The following is a 19510-nucleotide window of genomic DNA, read 5'->3' on the forward strand; positions in this document are numbered from 1 at the left end:
AACTCGGAGACGCAAGAATGCAGACCAGCCTGAAGCTGCGCATGGCCGCCTTGGCGGCGCTTGGCGCGATTACCCTTTCCCTGGGCGCCGCCCATGCGGCAGACGAGCCGCGCCGCCCGGAATGCATCGCGCCGGCCCAGCCCGGCGGCGGTTTCGACCTGACCTGCCGCCTGGCCACCGAGGGGCTCAAGCAAAGCGGGGCGCTCAAGAGCACCATGCGCATCGTCTACATGCCCGGCGGCATCGGCGCCGTGGCCTACAACAACATCGTCGCCCAGCATCCCAACGAACCCGGCACCATCGTCGCGTTCTCGGGTGGGTCGCTCTTGAACCTGGCCCAGGGCAAGTTCGGCAAGTACAACGTCGACGACGTGCGCTGGCTGGCCGCCATCGGCACCGACTACGGCGTGGCCGTGGTGCGCAACGATTCCCCCTATACCGACCTGAAGAGCCTGATGGACGCCTTCAAGCAGGATCCGACCAAGATCGTGCTGGGCGCCGGCGGCACCGTGGGCAGCCAGGACTGGATGAAGGCCGCGCTGACCGCCAAGGCCGCTGGCGTGGATTTCAAGAAGATGCGTTTCGTGGCGTTTGAAGGTGGCGGCGAAGCCGTCACCGCATTGCGCGGCGGCCATATCCAGGCCTACATGGGCGATGCGGCGGAAGCCTTCACCATGCTGGAAGGCGGCGCGCCCATTCGCGTGCTCGCCGTGTTCAACGATCAGCGCCTGCCGGGCAAGCTGGGCAACGTGCCCACCGCCAAGGAGCAGGGCTACGACATCGTCTGGCCGATCATCCGCGGCTTCTATGTGGGCCCGAAGGTGTCCGACAACGACTACCAGTTCTGGGTCAAGGCGTTCAACACCGCCACCGCCTCGCCAGAGTTCGACAAGCTGCGCCAGCAACAGGGCCTGTTCCCGTTCAACAAGACGGGACCTGAACTGGATGCCTACGTGAAGAACCAGGTGAAGGTCTACGGCGAACTGGCCGATTCCTTCGGCCTGGTCAAGAAGTAAGCCGGCCGCAAGGCTTTCCCTCCCGATCGCGCCCGCCCGGGCACCCCTGCCGCCGGCTTGCGCCGAGCGGCGGCGGGGACGGTTGCGCCGCGCGGTCCCACCACAACGGAAGACGGATCATGAATGATCGAATCCTGGGCGTAGGCGCGCTGGCGCTGGCCGCCTTCATGACGGCGGCGGGGTGGGGCATCGAAGCCCCCTTCGCCTACGAACCCGTAGGCCCGCGCGCCTTTCCCCTGCTACTGGCCGGCATCATCGGCCTGTGCGGCCTGTGGCTGGTCTACAAGGGCGGCCATGCGGTCGAAGCCAACCCGCCGGGCGCCAACGGACGCATCGCGCTGATGATGGCGTTTACCGTGGCCTACGCCTTCCTGTTCCAGTGGCTGGGTTTCGTGATCGCGACATCGTTGATGACGGTGTTCGTCGGCCGCCTGTTCGGCGGCGGCTGGGTGAAGTGCGCCATCGGCGGCGTCGTCATGAGCCTTTTCTTTTTCGTGCTGTTCGACAAGGTGCTGGACGTGGTCCTGCCGGGCGGACTGTTGGAGGTCCTGATATGAGCAGCATTCTTGATCATCTGTCGATCGGCTTTGGCGTTGCCTTTTCGCTGACGAACATCCTGGTGGCCATGATCGGCTCGTTCATCGGCACCATGGTCGGCGTCTTGCCGGGCCTCGGTCCCGTGAACGGGGTCGCGATGTTGATCCCGATCGCCTTCGCGATGAACCTGCCGCCGGAAACGGCGCTGATCCTGCTGGCGGCCGTCTACGTGGGCGCCGAGTACGGCGGCCGCATCACGGCCATCCTGCTGAACGTGCCGGGCGAGGCCAGCGCCATCATGACGACGCTGGACGGCTACCCGCTGGCGCGCCAGGGCCTGGCGAACGTGGCCTTGTCGCTGTCGGCGTGGTCGGCGTTCTTCGGCGCCATCGTGTCGGTGGTGGGCATCATCCTGCTTGCGCCGCTGCTGGCCAAATGGGCGCTGGCCTTTGGCCCCGCCGAATATTTCGTGCTGATGATTTTCGCGTTCTGCTGCCTGACCAGCCTGCTGGGCAAGCAGCCCGTCAAGGGCGTCCTGGCCGCAATGATCGGGTTGTCGATCTCGGTGGTCGGGGTGGACGCGAACTCGGGTGTATACCGCTATACGTTCGAATCGGTGCACCTGGCCGACGGTATCGATTTCGTGGTGGTGGTGATCGCGTTGTTCGCGGTCAGCGAAATGCTGGAGATGCTGGAAAAAGTGATGGCGGGCCACAGCGTCGAGGTCAAGCCCAGCGGCCGCAAGCTCTTCAACCTGAAAGAGATGGCGTTCACGTGGTGGAGCGTGGTGCGTAGCGCGCTGGTGGGTTTCGGCGTGGGCGTGCTGCCGGGCGCGGGCGCCAGCGTGGCCGCGGCTGTCGCGTATTCGCAGGAAAAGCGCATCATCGAAGCCAAGGATCCGAACGCAAAGTTCGGCAAGGGCGACATGCGCGGACTGGTCGCGCCGGAAGCCGCCGCCACCGCATCGGCCATCGGTTCCTTCGTGCCCATGCTGACGCTGGGCGTGCCGGGTTCGGGCACCACTGCGGTCATGATGGGCGCGCTGACGCTCTACAACATCACGCCGGGCCCGGTGCTGTTTGAAACCAAGCCGGAGCTGGTGTGGGGTTTGATCGCATCGCTCTTTGTCGCCAACGTGCTGCTGTTCATCATGAACGTACCGCTGGTTCGATTCTTCTCGAAGGTGCTGTCGGTTCCGGGCTGGTTGATGGTGCCCGGCATCCTGTGCATCAGCTACATCGGCGTCTACGCCATCAACGCGGGTACGTTCGACCTGTTGCTGGTGGCCGGCATCGGCGCGCTGGGCTACTTCCTGCGCAAGTTCGGCGTGCCGATGGCGCCGCTGGTGCTGGGCGTGGTCTTGGGCAACATGATGGAGCAGAACCTGCGCCGTGCGTTGTCGATGACTGATGGCGATGTGGGTGTGTTGTTCGCAAGCCCGGTGTCGATGTCGTTGTGGGCAGGCGCTGCCGCCGTGGTGGTGGTGCCGCAGCTGTTGCGCCGGTTGCGTCGCGCCAGGAAGGTTGCCGCTGGTCCGGCTTGATGCGCTGCGGTGGGGGCGGGCCGCAAGGCTTGCCACCCGCAAGCGGCTTGGCCGGAAATTGCAAGGGGCGCTTCGCGGCGCCCCTTTTTTTTATGAATATGAGTGAATGCTCATATTTTGTTCTTGGGAATTACACCTGCGCCAGACGCTCCAGCGCGGCATCCAGCGTCGCGTCTTTCTTGGCGAAGCAGAAGCGCACGATGCGGTGGTTGGATTCCGCGGCGTCGGGCTGGCGGTAAAAGGCCGACACGGGAATCACGGTCACGCCATGGTTGACGGTCAGGTCGCGCGCGAAGTCGGCTTCGTTCTGCTTGGATATCTGGCTGTAGTCGGCCAGCAGGAAGAAGGTGCCAGGGCTGGGCAACGGACGGAAGCGCGTCTTGGCCAGGCCTTGCGACAAGCGGTCGCGCTTGGCCTGATAGAACGCCGGCAAGTCCAGGTAGGGTTTGGGATCACGCATGAATTCGGCCAACGCGAACTGCATGGGCGAGGGCACGGTGAACACCATGAATTGGTGCACCTTGCGCAGCTCGGCGCTCAACTGGCGGGGGGCGCAGCAATAGCCGATCTTCCAGCCGGTGGTGTGATAGGTCTTGCCGAAGGACGAGATCACGAAGGCGTGTTCGGCCAACAGGGGGCGGCGCGCCACGCTGGCATGCGGCTTGCCGTCGAAGACGATGTGTTCATAGACCTCGTCGGACACCAGCAGCACGCCGGTGTCGCGCACGATGGCTTCCAGCGCGTCCAGGTCGCTTTCTTCAAGCACGGCCCCGGTGGGGTTGTGCGGGAAGTTCAGCATCAGCAGACGCGTCTTGGACGTGATGGCGTCGCGCACACGCTGCCAGTCGATGCGGTAGTAGGGGTCGGCTTCAGTGGGGGCGCGCAGCGGCACAGGCACCGCCGTGCCGCCTGCCAGGCGGATGGCCGGCAGATAGGAGTCGTAGCAGGGTTCGATGACGACCACTTCGTCGCCGCTGTTCACCGCGGCCAGCACCGTGGCCATCAGAGCTTCGGTGGCGCCGCTGGTGACGGTGATTTCGGTTTCGGGGTCGTAGGCATGGCCGTACAGTTCGCGCGTCTTGGCGGCGATGGCTTCGCGCAGCGGCGCCACGCCAGGCATGTACGGATACTGATTATGGCCCTCGGCCATCGCGCGGGTCACCAGCGCGCACAGCGCGGGATCCGGATCGAAGTCCGGAAAGCCCTGGCCCAGGTTGATGGCCTTGTGTTCGATGGCCAGGCGGCTCATCACGGTGAAGATGGTGGTGCCGACGTCGGGAAGTTTGGATCGGATCATGGTGGACGCGAGGATGAACGCTGGTAGGCAAAGAAAGTTTTCGTAAGTATCCCACTAACTCATAATTCGTTTTTCGTATTAGCTATGCACGTGGATGGGATCGTGGGTCAAAACATGTTGTTGAGGGTGCTGGGTGGTTTGTCGATTGCGCTGGCGGGCGCCTTGCTGGCGGTATGGGCGCACATGCCCCTGCCGTGGATGTTGGGCGCGCTGCTGGTGACGGCGGCCACGCGGATCGCGGGGTTGGGCACGGTCTGCCCGCGGCCTGCGCGCAATGGCGGGCAGTGGGTGATCGGCACGTCGCTGGGGCTCTACTTCACGCCGCAGGTGCTTGGTCATATCGGCACCAACGCCGGACCCATCATTGTGGGGATGCTGTTCGCGTTGGCGCTGGCCTTCATGGGTACGGCAATGCTGCGCCGCTTCACGGACGCCGATTTCAAGACCGCCTGGTTCTCGTCGGCGATCGGCGGCGCCAGCGAAATGGCCAGCCTGGCGGAACGGCATGGGGCGCGGATCGATCGCGTTGCCACCGCGCACAGCGTGCGCGTGCTGTTGGTGGTGGTGACGGTGCCGTTCATCTTCCAATGGTGGGGCGTGGCGGGGCTGGATCCCACGGTGCCAGGCCCGAAGACCGTGGATGGCGCAGGACTTGCCGCGTTGGTGGCCCTGACCTGCATCGGCGGCCTGTGCTTCATGAAGCTGCGCCTGCCGAATCCCTGGGTGCTGGGGCCCATGCTGGTGGCGATGTTGCTGACCGCGTCCGGCGTGGAATTGTCGGCCTTGCCGGACTACGTGCCGAAGATCGGACAGCTGTTCATCGGCTGGTCGCTGGGCGACCGTTACCGGCCGGATTTCTTCCGCGCCGCACCGCGCTTTATCGCCGTGGTGGCGACGTTCACGGTCGGGGCCTTGGCGTTGGCGTTCGGGCTGGGTGCGCTGCTGTCGTACTGGTCGGTGGCGCCTGTGCCGACCTTGATCCTGGGGACGACGCCGGGCGGTATCGCCGAGATGGCGATCACCGCGAAGGTGCTGCAGTTGGGCGTGCCGGTGGTCACCGCTTTCCATGTCACGCGCATGGTGTTCGTTGTGATCGTCACCGGTCCGATCTACGCATTTCTGGCGCGCAGACAGGCAAATTCCGCCTAACGGGACTTCGCTTCCAGTCAGAAAAAAGCGACATTGGGGTAAACAACAATATGAGCCGGTAATGGGGGGTGAGTATGCTGATTCCGCAGTTGATTCAAGCAGCGCGCGGACTCGTTCTGTTGCTTGGCGACGAGCGGGAACGCAGCAGCAACGCAGGTATTTCTACCGGTCGTTCAGTTCTCACGGCGTCCTTGATTCATTGCACTTCGATTCAATTACAGGACGCTAGAAAAAATGGCTCAGAAGGGCAAAGTTAAGTGGTTCAACGCTGACAAGGGTTACGGTTTCATTACGCCGGACGTTGGTGGCACCGACGTTTTCGCACACTTTTCCGCCATCCAGGGCCGCGGCTATCGCAGCCTGAACGAAGGGCAGGAAGTCGAATTCGAAGTTAAGGATGGTCCGAAAGGACCTCAAGCGGCCGAAATTCGCCCGCTCTAAATCGGGAAATCCCAATTTCCCGTCCGCCAGGTCCGACCTGGCTACAACGCCCCAAGACTTCCGAGTCTGGGGCGTTGTTTCATTTGGGCCGGAATTTTTCCGTTGTTATCGCTGCCGTTTTCGGCCCGCACAGACACGATAGTTAGTGTTCACTAACATATCCTCCAGCCTTGGATAAGTCTGTGGATAATTATTTTTGGGAATTTGAATTTCGGTGCGCAGTAATGAAGCACGCGCGTCTTGGCGTGCAAGGTTTTGCACAGATTTTCAGTTTTGCCGAGGCGCAATTCAAACTAGCCGAATTGACGGTGGCCAGCAGGAACCGAGCGCGGCCGCTCTACGTGAAACAGGGCTCTTTCCCAGGGAATACGGGCCTTTCGAGCGATTTTTCAGGCCACCCCCCAGCCAGACAGGCAAGCATGCCGATTATCGGATGGTGGCGTCCTCAGCCTTTTTGGGGCGCAAATCCGGTGGTTGTTCACAAAGATATCCCCATCCCGGTTATGCACAGATGCACCCCTTTATTTGTCTAAATTGAGGGGCGTTTGCCTGTGGATAGAAATGGGGATAGCGATTATTCGGCGGACGATTTGAGCCGCTTTTAGGTTACGGTTGGTCCCGCACCTATCGATCTTGGTCGCCGCTCGCGAGAGGATTTCCCGGATTCCTTTTCGGTGGAATTCGCTCTTGGAAACCGGATATCAAGTTTTCCACAGGGATTCACATGGAATCTGCCGCCTCAGCCAAATGGATGATGGCGCGCCGCCACGGGCTCGAGCAAGATAGTTGTGGTGTCAATGGTCCCGGTGTGGCATAGGCGATGTGCTGCGGTAACTACGCGGGTCACGATGGGCGCAGACGATGCGGGATAACTATGTTGATAAACCGCCGCATCGTGAATCGCGGCAATTTGACTGGCCGAAGGCGTGGGAGTTCCCTTGATCGGCGGGCCGGGTTTTGTGGTGATTAAGTAAGGGTTATGGACCCGATAGTCGAATCTTATCCACAAAGTTTTCCACGCCTTTTTGGCGATCTCTGCAGTGCTTGAAAGTGGCACCGCCTAGTCCCTTTCAGATGACCACGGAATTGGACGTCAGGCGCTTTTCTCCTATGAGACGCGTTGGATATTTGTGGGTTTTCGAAGATCTGGGCGATTAGCCTGAGGACTTATTTTCGCGGCATTCTTGCCCGGCCGTTGATGCCGGTTTTCTGAGTTATCCCCAAAGTTGTTCCACGTGAATTCGGACGTACGGCCTAGCGTGGATGACGGTCGGATGTTGATAACTTGAAAGCGCTTCTGGCCGGAGAAAATCACGGCGTTTTGGTCTTCACCAAGATATCCACTGCATGCTGTGAATAAACACGAGCGTGTGCAAGCTTGGAATATTTCGGCGGATGCCGCGCAATGATTGCCGGGCGTTGATTGCTTGCTTGTGTGCGCTCCGAGAATTTCGTCGATCCTGGATCCTCGCAGACCTCAAGCGCTGGCGGACGTTTCACGTGGAACGGCAAAAATTAACGATATTTTCGTCAAGGGGTAGGGTAGGGGTTGGAAAATCGTTTTTTTTGACCTGTCTTCGGGTTCCTAGAATTTCCGGATTTGCCTTGTTTCTTACAGCCGGATCGTCGGCTTCAGTAAATCATGAGGAGAGCGGTACAGAGTGCGGGCCACGAGACGCGATATCCGTGTCCCTAAATTTGATGTGTTTCACGTGAAACGTGCTGAACGCGAACCCTGAGTGTGTTTCACGAACGACATGCGAGACATGTTTCACGTGGAACAGGGTGTCGGGCTGCGGACGTTTTACGGACGGCACCGACGCTCGAACAGTGATTTGCCTACCTCGATGTTCCACGAGGAACATGCCCCGCCTTATCTCGACTCTCAGCACCTTTACTGGATGGCAATTGGGCCGAATGTTTCACGTGGAACATCAGGACCGAACGTGGAGGAACGGTCGCTTCGAGGCGATCGAACTCAGGAGTCGCGAGGCTTTGATCGGATGTTCCACGTGAAACATCCGGTCAGTGCACCATAGGGCGCCATCAGACGCATCCCAATGTTCCACGTGGAACGTTACTCGTCATGCTCGTAAGAGAGGGATGCAGGCCTTCCATCGCAGATTTGTGCAGTGTTTCACGTGGAACATTCCGCCAGTAGACACGGGGATGGGCTCGCGCTTCGTTTGCAATCCTAGCTGCCATAGGGATGTCCCACGTGGAACATTTGCTCCTGGCAGGCACCTAGCCCGGTACGGACGGCCTGGGATCAACCGTTCCAGGCGGGTCGAGTTTAGGGGGCTGGCCGATGAAAAAGGTGCGACGTTTCACGTGGAACATGCCGTAAGGGGTAAACCCCGCCGTTCGCGACGATCTATTTGGCCATCGACCACACCATGTGCCGCTGATCGGATTCGCACTGAATAGTCGGCAGATTCCGATATTCGCGTCGTGTACGGAGGAGGGCGCTTGTGGATCCCTGCTCTGCCGCTCAGGAGGGGGTAGAACTCAGGCGCAGGATGTTCCACGTGAAACATGTGCATGCCCAGAAGCGGTGAAGCGCAGAGAATGGCTAGGCGACGACTCCACGCCCCAGCCTGTTCCACGTGAAACATGACAAGCAAAAACACCGGCAGATGCCGACATATTCGCCCTGTGCCCTGGACCTTCGTTGTCAAATTCCGACGCGAAGCGGGCAGGGCAGGAAGGTCATCCGCACCCCTATCCATGTTTCACGTGAAACATGCCACCCCTGCCTCTATAATGAACACCGAACGCTCTCTTATCTCCCCTCCCCATCATGGACTATCCCCGCGAATTCGATGTCATCGTCGTCGGTGGCGGCCACGCCGGCACTGAAGCGGCGCTGGCTGCGGCCCGCGCTGGCGCCCAGACGCTGCTGCTGACGCACAACATCGAGACCCTTGGCCAAATGTCTTGCAATCCCTCCATCGGTGGGATCGGCAAGGGCCACCTTGTCAAAGAAGTCGACGCGCTGGGTGGCGCAATGGCTTTGGCAACGGACGAAGCCGGGATTCAGTTCCGCATCCTGAACGGTTCGAAAGGTCCGGCGGTTCGCGCTACTCGCGCTCAAGCCGACCGCGTGCTTTACCGTCAGGCGATCCGGGGCCGCCTCGAGAACCAGCCAAACTTGTGGCTGTTCCAGCAAGCGGTCGAAGATCTGATGGTGGAAGGCGACCGCGTCGTTGGCGCGGTAACCCAGGTAGGCCTGAAGTTTCGTGCCCGGACGGTGGTGCTGACCGCTGGCACGTTCCTGAATGGCTTGATCCACGTGGGCCTGCAGAATTATTCGGGTGGCCGCGCCGGCGATCCTCCGGCGATCTCGCTGGGGCAGCGCCTGAAGGAACTGAAGCTTCCGCAGGGCCGCCTGAAGACCGGCACCCCGCCGCGCATCGACGGACGCTCGATCAACTACAGCATTCTGGAAGAGCAACCCGGCGATCTCGATCCCATCCCCGTGTTTTCGTACATGGGTAACGTGGCCATGCACCCGCGCCAGTTGCCGTGCTGGATCACGCACACCAACGCCCGCACGCACGACATCATCCGCGGCGGCCTGGACCGCTCGCCGATGTACAGCGGCGTCATCGAAGGGGTGGGGCCGCGCTACTGCCCGTCCATCGAAGACAAGATCCATCGCTTTGCCGACAAGGAATCCCATCAGGTCTTCCTGGAACCGGAAGGCCTGGATACGCACGAGGTCTATCCCAACGGTGTGTCGACCAGCTTGCCTTTCGATGTGCAGCTGGACTTGATCCATTCCCTGCGTGGCTTGGAAAACGCGCACATCATGCGCCCGGGCTATGCCATCGAGTACGACTACTTCGATCCACGTGGATTGAAGAGCACGCTCGAAACCAAGGCGATTGCCGGCCTGTTCTTTGCCGGCCAGATCAACGGCACGACGGGATACGAAGAAGCCGCCGCTCAAGGCTTGCTGGCTGGCGTCAACGCCGCGCTGCAGTCGCTGGGCCGCGATCCCTGGACTCCGCGTCGCGACGAAGCCTATCTGGGCGTGCTGGTCGACGACCTGGTCACCCGCGGCGTGACCGAGCCCTATCGCATGTTCACCTCGCGCGCCGAATACCGCCTGAGCCTGCGCGAAGACAATGCCGACCTGCGCCTGACCGAAATCGGCCGCCAGCTGGGCATCGTCGATGACGCACGCTGGGACGCGTTCAACCGCAAGCGCGACGCGGTGGCGGCGGAAGTCGAACGCCTGAAGTCTTCGTGGGTCAATCCGCGGATTCTGCCGGCCGAGATCGCGGAACCGCTGCTGGGCAAGGCAATTGAACGTGAGTACTCACTAGCCGACCTGCTGAAACGCCCGAATGTTTCCTATGAAGCATTGATGGCCACGCGTAATGCCGACGGCTCGCTGCTGGCCGGCCCAGGCGTGGTGGAAGACGAGGTCTTGGCCGAGCAGGTTGAGATCCAGGTGAAGTACGCCGGCTATATCGCGCGCCAGCAGGACGAAGTCCAAAAGCAGATTTCGCACGAGCAGCAGCCCATCCCCGCGGATGTGGACTACGACGCCGTGACCAGCCTGTCGTTCGAAGTGCGCCAGAAGTTGAAGACGCATCGCCCGGAAACCGTCGGCCAGGCCGCACGCATCTCCGGCGTGACCCCCGCTGCAATCTCGTTGTTGCTGATCCACCTCAAGCGCCTGCACTACGGCTCGCGCAAGCAAGCCGCATGACCGCCCGTATCGACCAGGCCGGCGCTGACATGGCCGGCCGCCTCTCTCGCGCATGCGAGCAGCTGGGGCTGCCTGCCGATGCCGCCGCGCACGACAAGCTGCTGAACTACCTGTCCCAGATGCAGCGCTGGAACCGGACCTACAACCTCACCGCCATCCGCGATCCCCAGCAGATGCTGATCCAGCATCTGTTCGACAGCCTGGCCGCCGTGGGGCCGTTCAGCGAGGCGCTGGGCGCCGCTGACGCCCCTGCCAAGGTCTACGACGTCGGATCGGGTGGCGGCCTGCCTGGCGTCGTTCTCGCGACCATGCGGCCCATGTGGTCGGTGACGTGCATCGACGCCGTTGAAAAGAAAACCGCATTCGTGCGCCAGATGAGTGGCGCGCTGGCTTTGCCCAACCTGCAAGCGCGCCATGCGCGCATCGAAACGCTGGAGCCGGCCGAGTGCAACATCGTCACTTCCCGAGCCTTCGCGTCGCTGGACGATTTTGCGCAGCTCGCGGGTCGCCACGTGCGCATCGATGGTACCCTCGTCGCCATGAAGGGCAAGGTCCCCGATGAAGAGATTCAGGCGCTGCATGCGCGCGGGGAATGGCAAGTCGACCATATTCAGCCGCTCCGGGTACCGGAGCTGCAAGCAGAACGCTGCCTGATCTGGATGCGCCGCGGCGAAGAGCGCGGTGAAGGACGCAGTCAAGGAACCCTATGAAGAACTTACCCCCCAGCACAACCGCCCGCGTCTTCTGCATCGCCAACCAAAAGGGTGGTGTGGGCAAGACGACGACCGCCATCAATCTGGCGGCGGGCCTTGCCACGCACAATCAGCGCGTGCTGCTGGTGGACCTGGACCCTCAAGGCAACGCCACGATGGGTAGCGGCATCGACAAGAATGCGCTGGAATCGAACCTGTACCAGGTGCTGATCGGCGAGGCCACCATCGAGCAGGCCCGCGTGAAGTCGGAATCCGGCGGCTATGACGTCCTGCCCGCCAACCGCGAGCTGTCCGGCGCCGAGATCGATCTCGTGCAAATGGACGAGCGCGAACGCCAGTTGAAGGCCGCGCTGGACACGGTTGCCGGCCAATACGATTTCGTGCTGATCGATTGCCCGCCGACGCTGTCCTTGCTGACGCTCAACGGACTGGCCGCCGCCCACGGCGTCATCATTCCGATGCAGTGCGAGTACTTCGCGCTGGAAGGCTTGTCCGATCTCGTCAACACCATCAAGCGCGTCCATCGCAATATCAATGACGACCTGCGCGTCATCGGCTTGCTGCGCGTGATGTTCGACCCGCGTATGACGTTGCAACAGCAAGTGTCCGCGCAGCTCGAGGCCCACTTCGGCGACAAGGTCTTCAAGACCGTCGTGCCGCGCAACGTGCGCCTTGCCGAAGCACCCAGTTACGGCATGCCGGGTGTCGTGTATGACCGAGCGTCACGCGGCGCGCAGGCCTATATCTCGTTCGGCGCCGAAATGATCGAGCGCGTCAGGAAAGATCTGAAGTAAGCCTTGCCATGTCTGTCGCAGCGCTCTTTTCCCCGACCGCAACGCATGTCTCCCGCACGCCGCCTGCCGACGTGCGCGACAGCCTGCGCGCGCGGCTGGAAGAGGCCGCGCTGAACGCGACGGCGGTCGGCGCGCAGGTGCTCTATGATGGTTGGCTGGTGCGCTTTGCGCACTCGGAAGCCAAGCGTGTGCGCAGCGTCAATGTGCTGGGGTTATCCACACGTCCGCTGGACGAGCGGCTGGCGTATTGTTCTTCGTTGTATGCGCGCCATGGCTTGCCCATGGTGCTGCGCATTACCTCCATCGGCCCAGATTTTTTGCTGGACGCCGAACTGGAGGCCCGCGGCTATACCTTTACCGGTGAGACCCGAGTCATGAGCATGTCGCTCGCCCCCAGGCCCAGCGTCCGGGGCGGCCTGCATTTCAGGAAAGTCGACACCGGCCGCTTCGCGCAGGCGGTCGGGGCCATGCGTGGCTCGGCGCCCGGGCATATCGGGGAACATCAAGCGCGTCTGCAAGGACTGGCTGTGGATAAGCTGCCGGTGCTCGCATTGGACGCGGCGGGTCAGTGTGTTGCCGCGGGCCTGGCCGTCCGCGACGATGACCTCGTGGGCCTGTTCGACATCGTCACCGATCCGGGGCAACGGCGTAAAGGCTACGCCGATGCCCTGGTGGATTACCTATTGACCGAAGGCGCCGCCGGCGGCGCCACGACGGCGTACCTGCAGGTCGAGCCGGAGAATACAGCCGCGCGGGCCCTGTATGGCCGCTACGGTTTCAAAGACTGTTACGCGTATTGGTACCGTCTGCCCGCCGAGCAGACGGACGCCTGAGCCTGGCTCGGGATACAAAAACAGAAGGAAAGAGGATTTAACTATGGCCACCAAGAAACCCAAGGGATTGGGTCGCGGACTGGACGCCTTGCTGGGCGCAGACGCGCCGGCGATCGACAACATCGGCAAGGCCGTCGCGGCCAAGCCCGAGGGTCCGCCATCCACCTTGCCCATCTCGAAGATGCGCGCCGGCAAGTATCAGCCGCGCACGCGCATGGACGAGGGCGCCTTGGGTGAGCTGGCCGAGTCGATCCGCACGCAAGGCATCATGCAACCCATTCTTGTGCGCGCGCTGGGCGAAACCGCGCCCGGCAATTACGAGATCATCGCAGGCGAACGACGCTTTCGCGCCGCCCAGCTGGCCGGCTTGAAGGAAGTGCCGGTGCTTGTGCGCGACGTGGCCGACGAAAACGCGGCCGTCATGGCGCTGATCGAAAACATCCAGCGTGAAGACCTGAACCCGCTGGAAGAGGCGCACGGCGTGCGCCGCCTGCTGGACGAATTCGGCCTGACGCACGAGCAGGCCGCGCAAGCGATCGGCCGCTCGCGTTCCGCCACCAGCAACTTGCTGCGCCTGCTGAACCTGGCGGCGCCCGTGCAGACGATGCTGCTGGCCGGCGACGTCGACATGGGCCATGCCCGCGCATTGCTGGCGGTCGATGCCGCCACGCAGATCCAGCTGGCCAACCAGATCATCGCGCGCCGCCTGTCGGTGCGCGAGGCCGAAAAGCTTGTCGCGAAGACCGCCAAGGAAACCGAATCGGCGGCATCGCCCCGCAAGAAGGCCAACGGCGTCTCGCGCGACCTGACGCGCCTGGAAGAGGCCCTGTCCGATCACCTGGGCACGCGGGTTGCCCTGAAAGTGGGCGCCAAGGAAAAGGGCCAGATCGTCATCGACTTCCACGGCTGGGAACACCTGAATTCGCTGCTGGAACGCCAAGGCCTGTCCGGAGTCGTGGATGCCTGAGCACGCGCTGCCGGTCGTCGCGGTGCTGGCCACCGGCGGCACCATCGCAGGTGCGCAGGCGGACGCGACCTCGGCGGGCTACAAGGCCGGTTCGTTCTCCGTCAACGATCTGTTGGCGGCGGTACCGCAGCTGGCCGGCATTGCCGAGATCCGCGCCGAGCAGGTCGCCAACGTCGGTAGCCAGAACATGACGCACGACGTCTGGCGCGCGCTGGCCGAACGCGTGGACACGCTGTGCCAGGACGCCTCGGTGGCCGGCATCGTCATCACCCACGGCACGGATACGCTTGAAGAAACCGCGTACTTCCTGAGCCTGGTGATTCAGCACGACAAACCCGTCGTGCTGGTGGGCGCGATGCGTCCGGCCACGGCGCTGGGCGCCGAAGGCCCGGCCAACCTGTACAACGCGGTGGCGCTGGCGCGCCATCCCGACGCGCGCGGCCGCGGGCCGCTCGTCGTCATGAACGAAGACGTGCATTACGCACGCGAGATCCAGAAGATCGCCAGCGCGGGCCTGTGCGCCTTCGCATCGCCCAATCGCGGCCGCGCCGGCGTCATGCATGGCGGCGCGCCGTGCTTCTATTCGCGCAACACCACCACGCACACCACACAAAGCGAGTTTTCACTCGCATTATTGGAAAAGGCCGGCTGGCCGCGCGTGGATGTCGTCTACGCCCATGCCAACCTGCAGGCGGACCTGGTCGATTTCCTGGCCGACGTGGCTGACGGCATCGTGCTGGCCGGGGTGGGCGACGGCAACGCCACCGATCTGGGCATCGACGCCCTGAGCCGGGCGGTCACCGACGGCACGGCCGTCGTGCGCGCCAGTCGCACGGGCAGCGGATTCGTGGCCCGCGACGTGGAACTGGACGACGCCAGCCTGGGCTTCATCGCCGCAGGCGACCTGAATCCGCAAAAGGCGCGCATCCTGCTGATGCTGGGCCTGTCCGTCACGCGTGATCCGGCTGCCCTGCAGGCGATCTTCGACCGCTACTGATCGCGCGGCGGCGCGCTTGCCGCGTCGCCTTGCTGCGCCAGGCCGAGGTTTGCCCGCAGCATGTCGTAGACCTGCCGCGTCAGCGGATTGATCAGATCACGTCTTATCCACAGGAAGTAGGTTACGTCCGGCAAGGGCGGTAGCCCTTCCTTTTCCCCCAGCACCCGCATTTCCGGCCCCAGCAGTTCCACGCTGCGGGCCGTCACGCCCAGCCCGGCGCGCAGCGCGGCTTTGATCCCCACCAGATTCGGCGCCACATAGTTGGTGTGCCACCGCACGCGCTCCTGCTCCAACGCGTTCAGGGCCAGCCGGCGGAAGATGCTGGGCTCGTCGGCCAACACCAGCGGCACCGGCGCGTGCACGTCATGCACATAGTCGGCAGAGGCCAGCCAGACGGTGGGGGAGGTGCGCAGCGCCACGCCTTCAAAGTCCTGGTCGAAGCGCGTGGAGATCGTCAGGTCGATTTCACCGGCGCGCAACGCATCCATCAGGAACGGGCTGCGGTCCACGCGAATCTCCAGCTTCACGCGCGGCGCTGAGCGTGCGATGTGCGTCAGCAGGGTGGGCAGGATGGTGTCCGCTACGTCCAGCGGCGCACCCAGTCGCAGGTCCCCCTCAAGCGGGCCGTCCTGCAGGGCGCGCAGCGCCTCGTCGTTGATGGCCAGCATGTGGCGCGCGTACTCCACCAGCCGGCGCCCGTGCGACGACAGCACCTTGTTGCGCCCCTGTTTTTCGAAGAGAGGCAGGCCGATGGTGGATTCCAGCCGCTGCATCTGCTGCGTGATGGCCGACTGTGTCTTGTGCAGCCGGTTAGCGGCTTCGGAAAAGGTGTCGTGCTGGGCGATGGCCGTCAGCGTGCGAAGAAGATCCAGATCCAGATTGCGCATGGCGGGCTCTAAAGTATTAGCGTTGCTAATGGAATGTTAAGGCAATTTAAATTGTTGGTGCGGGATGCGGGCGATACAGTAAGTGCAATAACTCATGAAACAAGAGGAAAAGACAAAGTGAGCACCGCGCATCCCCATCAGGCCGGCATCGATGCCGCCATCGGAAATATTAAAAAAACTGTAGGAAATAAGGGGCTGAACCGCGACAGCCTGGATGAGGTGCTGCAAGAGCTCGTGGGCTTGGCCAGCCACACCGACTGGTGGGCGGGTGATCGATATGCGGCTCCGGAAGACGGCGAGCGCCAGGCGCGCTACCTGATCGCCGAAGACGACGACAAGAGCTATGCCCTCTATCTGAACGTCATGCGTCCCGGCAACAAGATCGTGCCGCATAACCACACGACCTGGGCCTGTATCGCTGCCGTGGAAGGCGTGGAATACAACTACGTCTATGACCGCACCGACGACGGTTCGGTGCCGGGCGTGGGCCGCCTGGCGAAGACGGGCACGGTCGTGGTCGGCCCTGGCGCCGGCATCGCCTTGATGCCCGACGACATCCACGCCGTCGAGATCCAGGGCGACAGCGTCATCCGTCACCTGCACATGTATGGCCGTGCGCTGGAAACGCTGAACGAACGCCTGGGCTTCGACCTGGAAGCCGGCACCTGCAAGATCATGCCGATCGGCGTGAAGACCCGCCGCTGACCATGAACAAGCCCTACCGGTCCGCAACGCGTTTGCTGCGCGCAGGGCGTCCCCATCAAGGATGGGTGAACACCCCCGTCACGCGCGCCAGCACCTATGTCTTCGACAGCGTCGCCGCTTGGCGCGACACGCGGGAACGCCGCGAACAGGAACGCCTGCCGTCCTACGGCGCGCGCGGCACCGACAGCACGCATGCGCTCGAAGATGCGCTGGTCGAGCTGGAACAGGGCTATCGCGCGGCGCTTTATCCCACCGGCCAGGCCGCCATCGCGACAGTGCTGCTGGCGTATCTGCGGACCGGCGACCATGTTCTGGTGACCGATGCCGTGTATGAACCGGTACGTCGCTTTTGCGTCGAGCATCTGACGCGGATGGGAATCGAATATACGGTCTACCGGCCCGACGGCGCCGGCATCGAAGCCCTGATCCGGCCCAACACCCGCATGATCTATGCGGAGTCGCCCGGGTCGCTGACGTACGACATGCCGGACCTCACCGAGTTATCCACAGCTGCGAAAAAACACGATTGCTGGCTGGCTGTGGATAACACGTGGGCGTCGGGTTTGATATACAAGCCGCTGACTTTGGGCGCCGATATCTCCCTGCTGGCGGCAACCAAATACCTGGGCGGCCATGCCGATGTGATGATGGGCGCCGCCGTCGTCAACCGCCGCGCCTGGCGCGCACTGGAACGCGCTTCCATCGATTTTGGCCAGACGGTCGGGGCCGACGACGCATTCCTGGTGCTGCGCGGCATGCGTTCGTTGCCGCTGCGCATGGCGCAGCACGCCCGCCATGCGTTGCGGGTGGCGCAATGGCTGCAGGGCCGTCCCGAGATCGCGCGCGTGCTGTGCCCCGCCTTGCCCGGCGATCCGTCGCACGCGCGCTGGCAGCGCGATTGCACGGGCGCCAATGGCCTGTTGACGGTCGAGCTGGCTGACGCGTTCGACGTAGCGGATGTCGAGCGGCTGATCGACAGTCTGCGCCTGTTCGGCATCGGCGCGTCGTGGGGCGGCTTCGAAAGCCTGGTGATTCCGGTGCAGCTGAACACGCGCTCGCTGCCGGACCCGACCCCGCGCGGCGCCATGCTGCGCCTGCATATCGGCCTGGAAGATCCCGAAGACCTGATCGGCGACCTTGAACAAGGCTTGTCCGCACTTACCCAATCCCCCCGTTCTCTCCGGATTTCATGATGCATCCCCATTCCGCCCCTTCCGCCGCAGACGTCGACTCGCACACGCTCAAGCAATGGCTGCACGACGGCCGCGAGATCGCCTTGCTGGATGTGCGCGAACACGGCCAATACGGCGAGGCGCACCTGTTCTATGCCGCGCCCGTGCCCTATAGCCGGCTTGAGATCGACATCGTGCGCCTGGCGCCGCGACGCGACGCACGCGTGGTGGTGTACGACAACGGCGGCGGCGACACCACCGCCGAACGCGCCACCCGCGCATTGGCAGCGCTGGGCTATCGCCACGTGCATCGCCTGGCTGGCGGCATCGCCCAGTGGCAGCAGGACGGCTACGCCGCGTTTGCCGGCGTGAACGTGCCTAGCAAGACGTTCGGCGAATTGGCCGAAGAAGTTTTCCACACGCCGCGCATCGGCGCCCGCGAACTCGCAGAACGCCAGCGGCGCGGCGACGATCTGATCGTCCTGGACGGCCGACCCTATGCCGAATACCAGAAGATGAGCATTCCCGGCGGCATCTGCTGCCCGAACGGCGAACTGGCGCTGCGCGCCCACACGCTGGCCAAGGACCCCAACACCACGATCGTCATCAACTGCGCAGGCCGCACGCGCAGCATCATCGGCGCGCAGACCCTGATCAACCTGGGCGTGCCCAACCCCGTCTACGCTCTGGAAAACGGCACGCAAGGCTGGTACCTGGAAGACCTGCAACTGGAGCACGGCGCGCGCCGCCGCTATGACGACGGCATTGCGACCGACGAGTTGCCGGCGCTGGCCGCCCGCTCGGCGCAACTGGGCGAACGCCACGGCGTGCCGGTGGTTGACGCCGGCACCGTGCAGGCCTGGTTGCAGGATGGCTCGCGCAGCACCTTCCTGTGCGATGTGCGCAGCGCCGAGGAATTCGCCGCGGGCTCCTTGCCCGGCGCGCAGCACACGCCGGGCGGTCAACTGGTGCAGGCCACCGACCAATACCTGGCCGTGCGCGGCGCCCGCATCGTCGTATTCGACGCCGAAGGCGTGCGCGCGCCCGTGGTGGCCAGCTGGCTGCGGCAAATGGGCTGGGACGCGTGCGTGCTTAAAGAGGGCGTGCGCGCCGCGTTGACGAACGACGTGACGGCTGCGCACACGCCCGCCCTCCCTGCGCTGTCCGATGCCGGGCTGGCCGCTGCGTTGGCGCAAGGCGCGCAGGCCGTCGACCTGCGCCCGGGCATGCGCTATCGCGCCAGCCACATCACGGGTGCTGTGTGGTCGATCCGCCCGCGCCTGGATCGCCTGGATCTGGATTCCACCCGCCCCGTCATCCTGCTGGCCGAAGAGGCCGCCGTGGCCGCGTGGGCCGCCGAAGACCTGCGTGCGCAGGGTGTGACGGATATCCAGGTCAACACGGGCACCCCCGCCAGTTGGTCGGCAGCGGGCATCCCCCTCGAATCCACGCCTGCCGTGCCGGCCGACAGCGAGTGCATCGACTACCTCTTCTTTGTGCATGACCGCCACGACGGCAACAAGGCGGCTGCCCGGCAGTACCTGTCCTGGGAGACCAATCTGGTCAAGCAGATCGACGAACGTGAACTGGCGGGCTACCGCTTTCCGGCCGGCTGACGCCGCGCATTGACCCCGCCCATCAAGGGCGCAAGCGCCAACGCGGCCCGCAGAGGCCGTGTGGCGCGACGACAGACGCATCAACCCGATCAATACGCCCCGTCGGCACGTGCCGACGGGGTG

The 19510-nt window shown here is 63.4% G+C and carries 16 protein-coding genes; 14 read left to right on the forward strand and 2 right to left on the reverse strand.

Translation table 11 applies throughout. From position 1 onward, the window contains the following. Positions 1-41 precede the first annotated feature (41 nt). The 3 genes from AC27VE_RS02515 to AC27VE_RS02525 all read left to right on the forward strand — a co-directional run bounded on the left by AC27VE_RS02515 (position 42) and on the right by AC27VE_RS02525 (position 3096). A complete protein-coding gene (locus tag AC27VE_RS02515) occupies positions 42-1016 on the forward strand; it encodes a Bug family tripartite tricarboxylate transporter substrate binding protein (protein WP_488703005.1) in 975 nt (324 codons plus the stop codon). A 119-nt stretch (positions 1017-1135) separates the two neighbouring features. Beyond that, complete coding sequence (locus tag AC27VE_RS02520) at positions 1136-1573, forward strand: tripartite tricarboxylate transporter TctB family protein (protein WP_006227190.1); 438 nt, start codon at positions 1136-1138, stop codon at positions 1571-1573. Next, a complete protein-coding gene (locus tag AC27VE_RS02525) occupies positions 1570-3096 on the forward strand; it encodes a tripartite tricarboxylate transporter permease (protein WP_427956538.1) in 1527 nt (508 codons plus the stop codon). The genes AC27VE_RS02520 and AC27VE_RS02525 overlap by 4 nt, the downstream gene beginning before the upstream one ends. A gap of 130 nt (positions 3097-3226) precedes the next feature. On the opposite strand, the gene AC27VE_RS02530 is transcribed toward AC27VE_RS02525, so the two are convergent. After that, positions 3227-4393, reverse strand: coding sequence for a pyridoxal phosphate-dependent aminotransferase (locus AC27VE_RS02530; protein ID WP_427956535.1), 1167 nt, complete (start codon positions 4391-4393; stop codon positions 3227-3229). Between the two features lie 84 nt (positions 4394-4477). Here AC27VE_RS02530 and AC27VE_RS02535 point away from each other — a divergent pair, with 84 nt between their 5' ends. From AC27VE_RS02535 to AC27VE_RS02570, 8 genes are all read left to right on the forward strand, one after another. Further along, complete coding sequence (locus tag AC27VE_RS02535; RefSeq protein ID WP_424624729.1) at positions 4478-5542, forward strand: AbrB family transcriptional regulator; 1065 nt, start codon at positions 4478-4480, stop codon at positions 5540-5542. Between the two features lie 234 nt (positions 5543-5776). Further along, positions 5777-5983 (forward strand): cold-shock protein, encoded by a 207-nt coding sequence (locus tag AC27VE_RS02540; protein ID WP_006216596.1) that lies wholly within the window; start codon positions 5777-5779, stop codon positions 5981-5983. A gap of 2800 nt (positions 5984-8783) precedes the next feature. Further along, entirely contained in the window at positions 8784-10703 is a 1920-nt protein-coding gene (mnmG, locus tag AC27VE_RS02545; protein ID WP_006227951.1) for a tRNA uridine-5-carboxymethylaminomethyl(34) synthesis enzyme MnmG, read from the forward strand. Next, positions 10700-11413, forward strand: coding sequence for a 16S rRNA (guanine(527)-N(7))-methyltransferase RsmG (gene rsmG / locus AC27VE_RS02550; protein WP_488702966.1), 714 nt, complete (start codon positions 10700-10702; stop codon positions 11411-11413). The genes mnmG and rsmG overlap by 4 nt, the downstream gene beginning before the upstream one ends. After that, complete coding sequence (locus AC27VE_RS02555; RefSeq protein WP_006227953.1) at positions 11410-12210, forward strand: ParA family protein; 801 nt, start codon at positions 11410-11412, stop codon at positions 12208-12210. Before rsmG ends, AC27VE_RS02555 begins: the two co-directional genes overlap by 4 nt. 8 nt (positions 12211-12218) lie before the next feature. Then, the gene (locus AC27VE_RS02560; RefSeq protein ID WP_488702967.1) at positions 12219-13043 is read left to right on the forward strand and encodes a GNAT family N-acetyltransferase; all 825 of its coding nucleotides are present in this window, start codon (positions 12219-12221) and stop codon (positions 13041-13043) included. Between the two features lie 43 nt (positions 13044-13086). After that, positions 13087-14010 (forward strand): ParB/RepB/Spo0J family partition protein, encoded by a 924-nt coding sequence (locus tag AC27VE_RS02565; protein WP_006227955.1) that lies wholly within the window; start codon positions 13087-13089, stop codon positions 14008-14010. After that, entirely contained in the window at positions 14003-15007 is a 1005-nt protein-coding gene (locus tag AC27VE_RS02570; protein WP_427956520.1) for an asparaginase, read from the forward strand. The genes AC27VE_RS02565 and AC27VE_RS02570 overlap by 8 nt, the downstream gene beginning before the upstream one ends. Here AC27VE_RS02570 and AC27VE_RS02575 read toward each other — a convergent pair. After that, positions 15001-15894, reverse strand: coding sequence for a LysR substrate-binding domain-containing protein (locus tag AC27VE_RS02575; RefSeq protein ID WP_488702968.1), 894 nt, complete (start codon positions 15892-15894; stop codon positions 15001-15003). The two genes, AC27VE_RS02570 and AC27VE_RS02575, sit on opposite strands and share 7 nt — an antisense overlap. Before the next feature lie 117 nt (positions 15895-16011). Between AC27VE_RS02575 and AC27VE_RS02580 the strand changes: the two genes are divergently transcribed. The 3 genes from AC27VE_RS02580 to AC27VE_RS02590 are packed head-to-tail and all read left to right on the forward strand — an operon-like array spanning position 16012 to position 19387. Continuing rightward, positions 16012-16599 (forward strand): cysteine dioxygenase family protein, encoded by a 588-nt coding sequence (locus AC27VE_RS02580; protein WP_088589901.1) that lies wholly within the window; start codon positions 16012-16014, stop codon positions 16597-16599. A gap of 2 nt (positions 16600-16601) precedes the next feature. Beyond that, positions 16602-17792, forward strand: coding sequence for a cystathionine beta-lyase (gene metC, locus AC27VE_RS02585; RefSeq protein ID WP_488702969.1), 1191 nt, complete (start codon positions 16602-16604; stop codon positions 17790-17792). Then, entirely contained in the window at positions 17789-19387 is a 1599-nt protein-coding gene (locus AC27VE_RS02590) for a rhodanese-like domain-containing protein (protein WP_488702970.1), read from the forward strand. Before metC ends, AC27VE_RS02590 begins: the two co-directional genes overlap by 4 nt. Positions 19388-19510 lie beyond the last annotated feature (123 nt).

Source organism: Achromobacter sp. 18P8.1.1 (genome assembly GCF_057799415.1).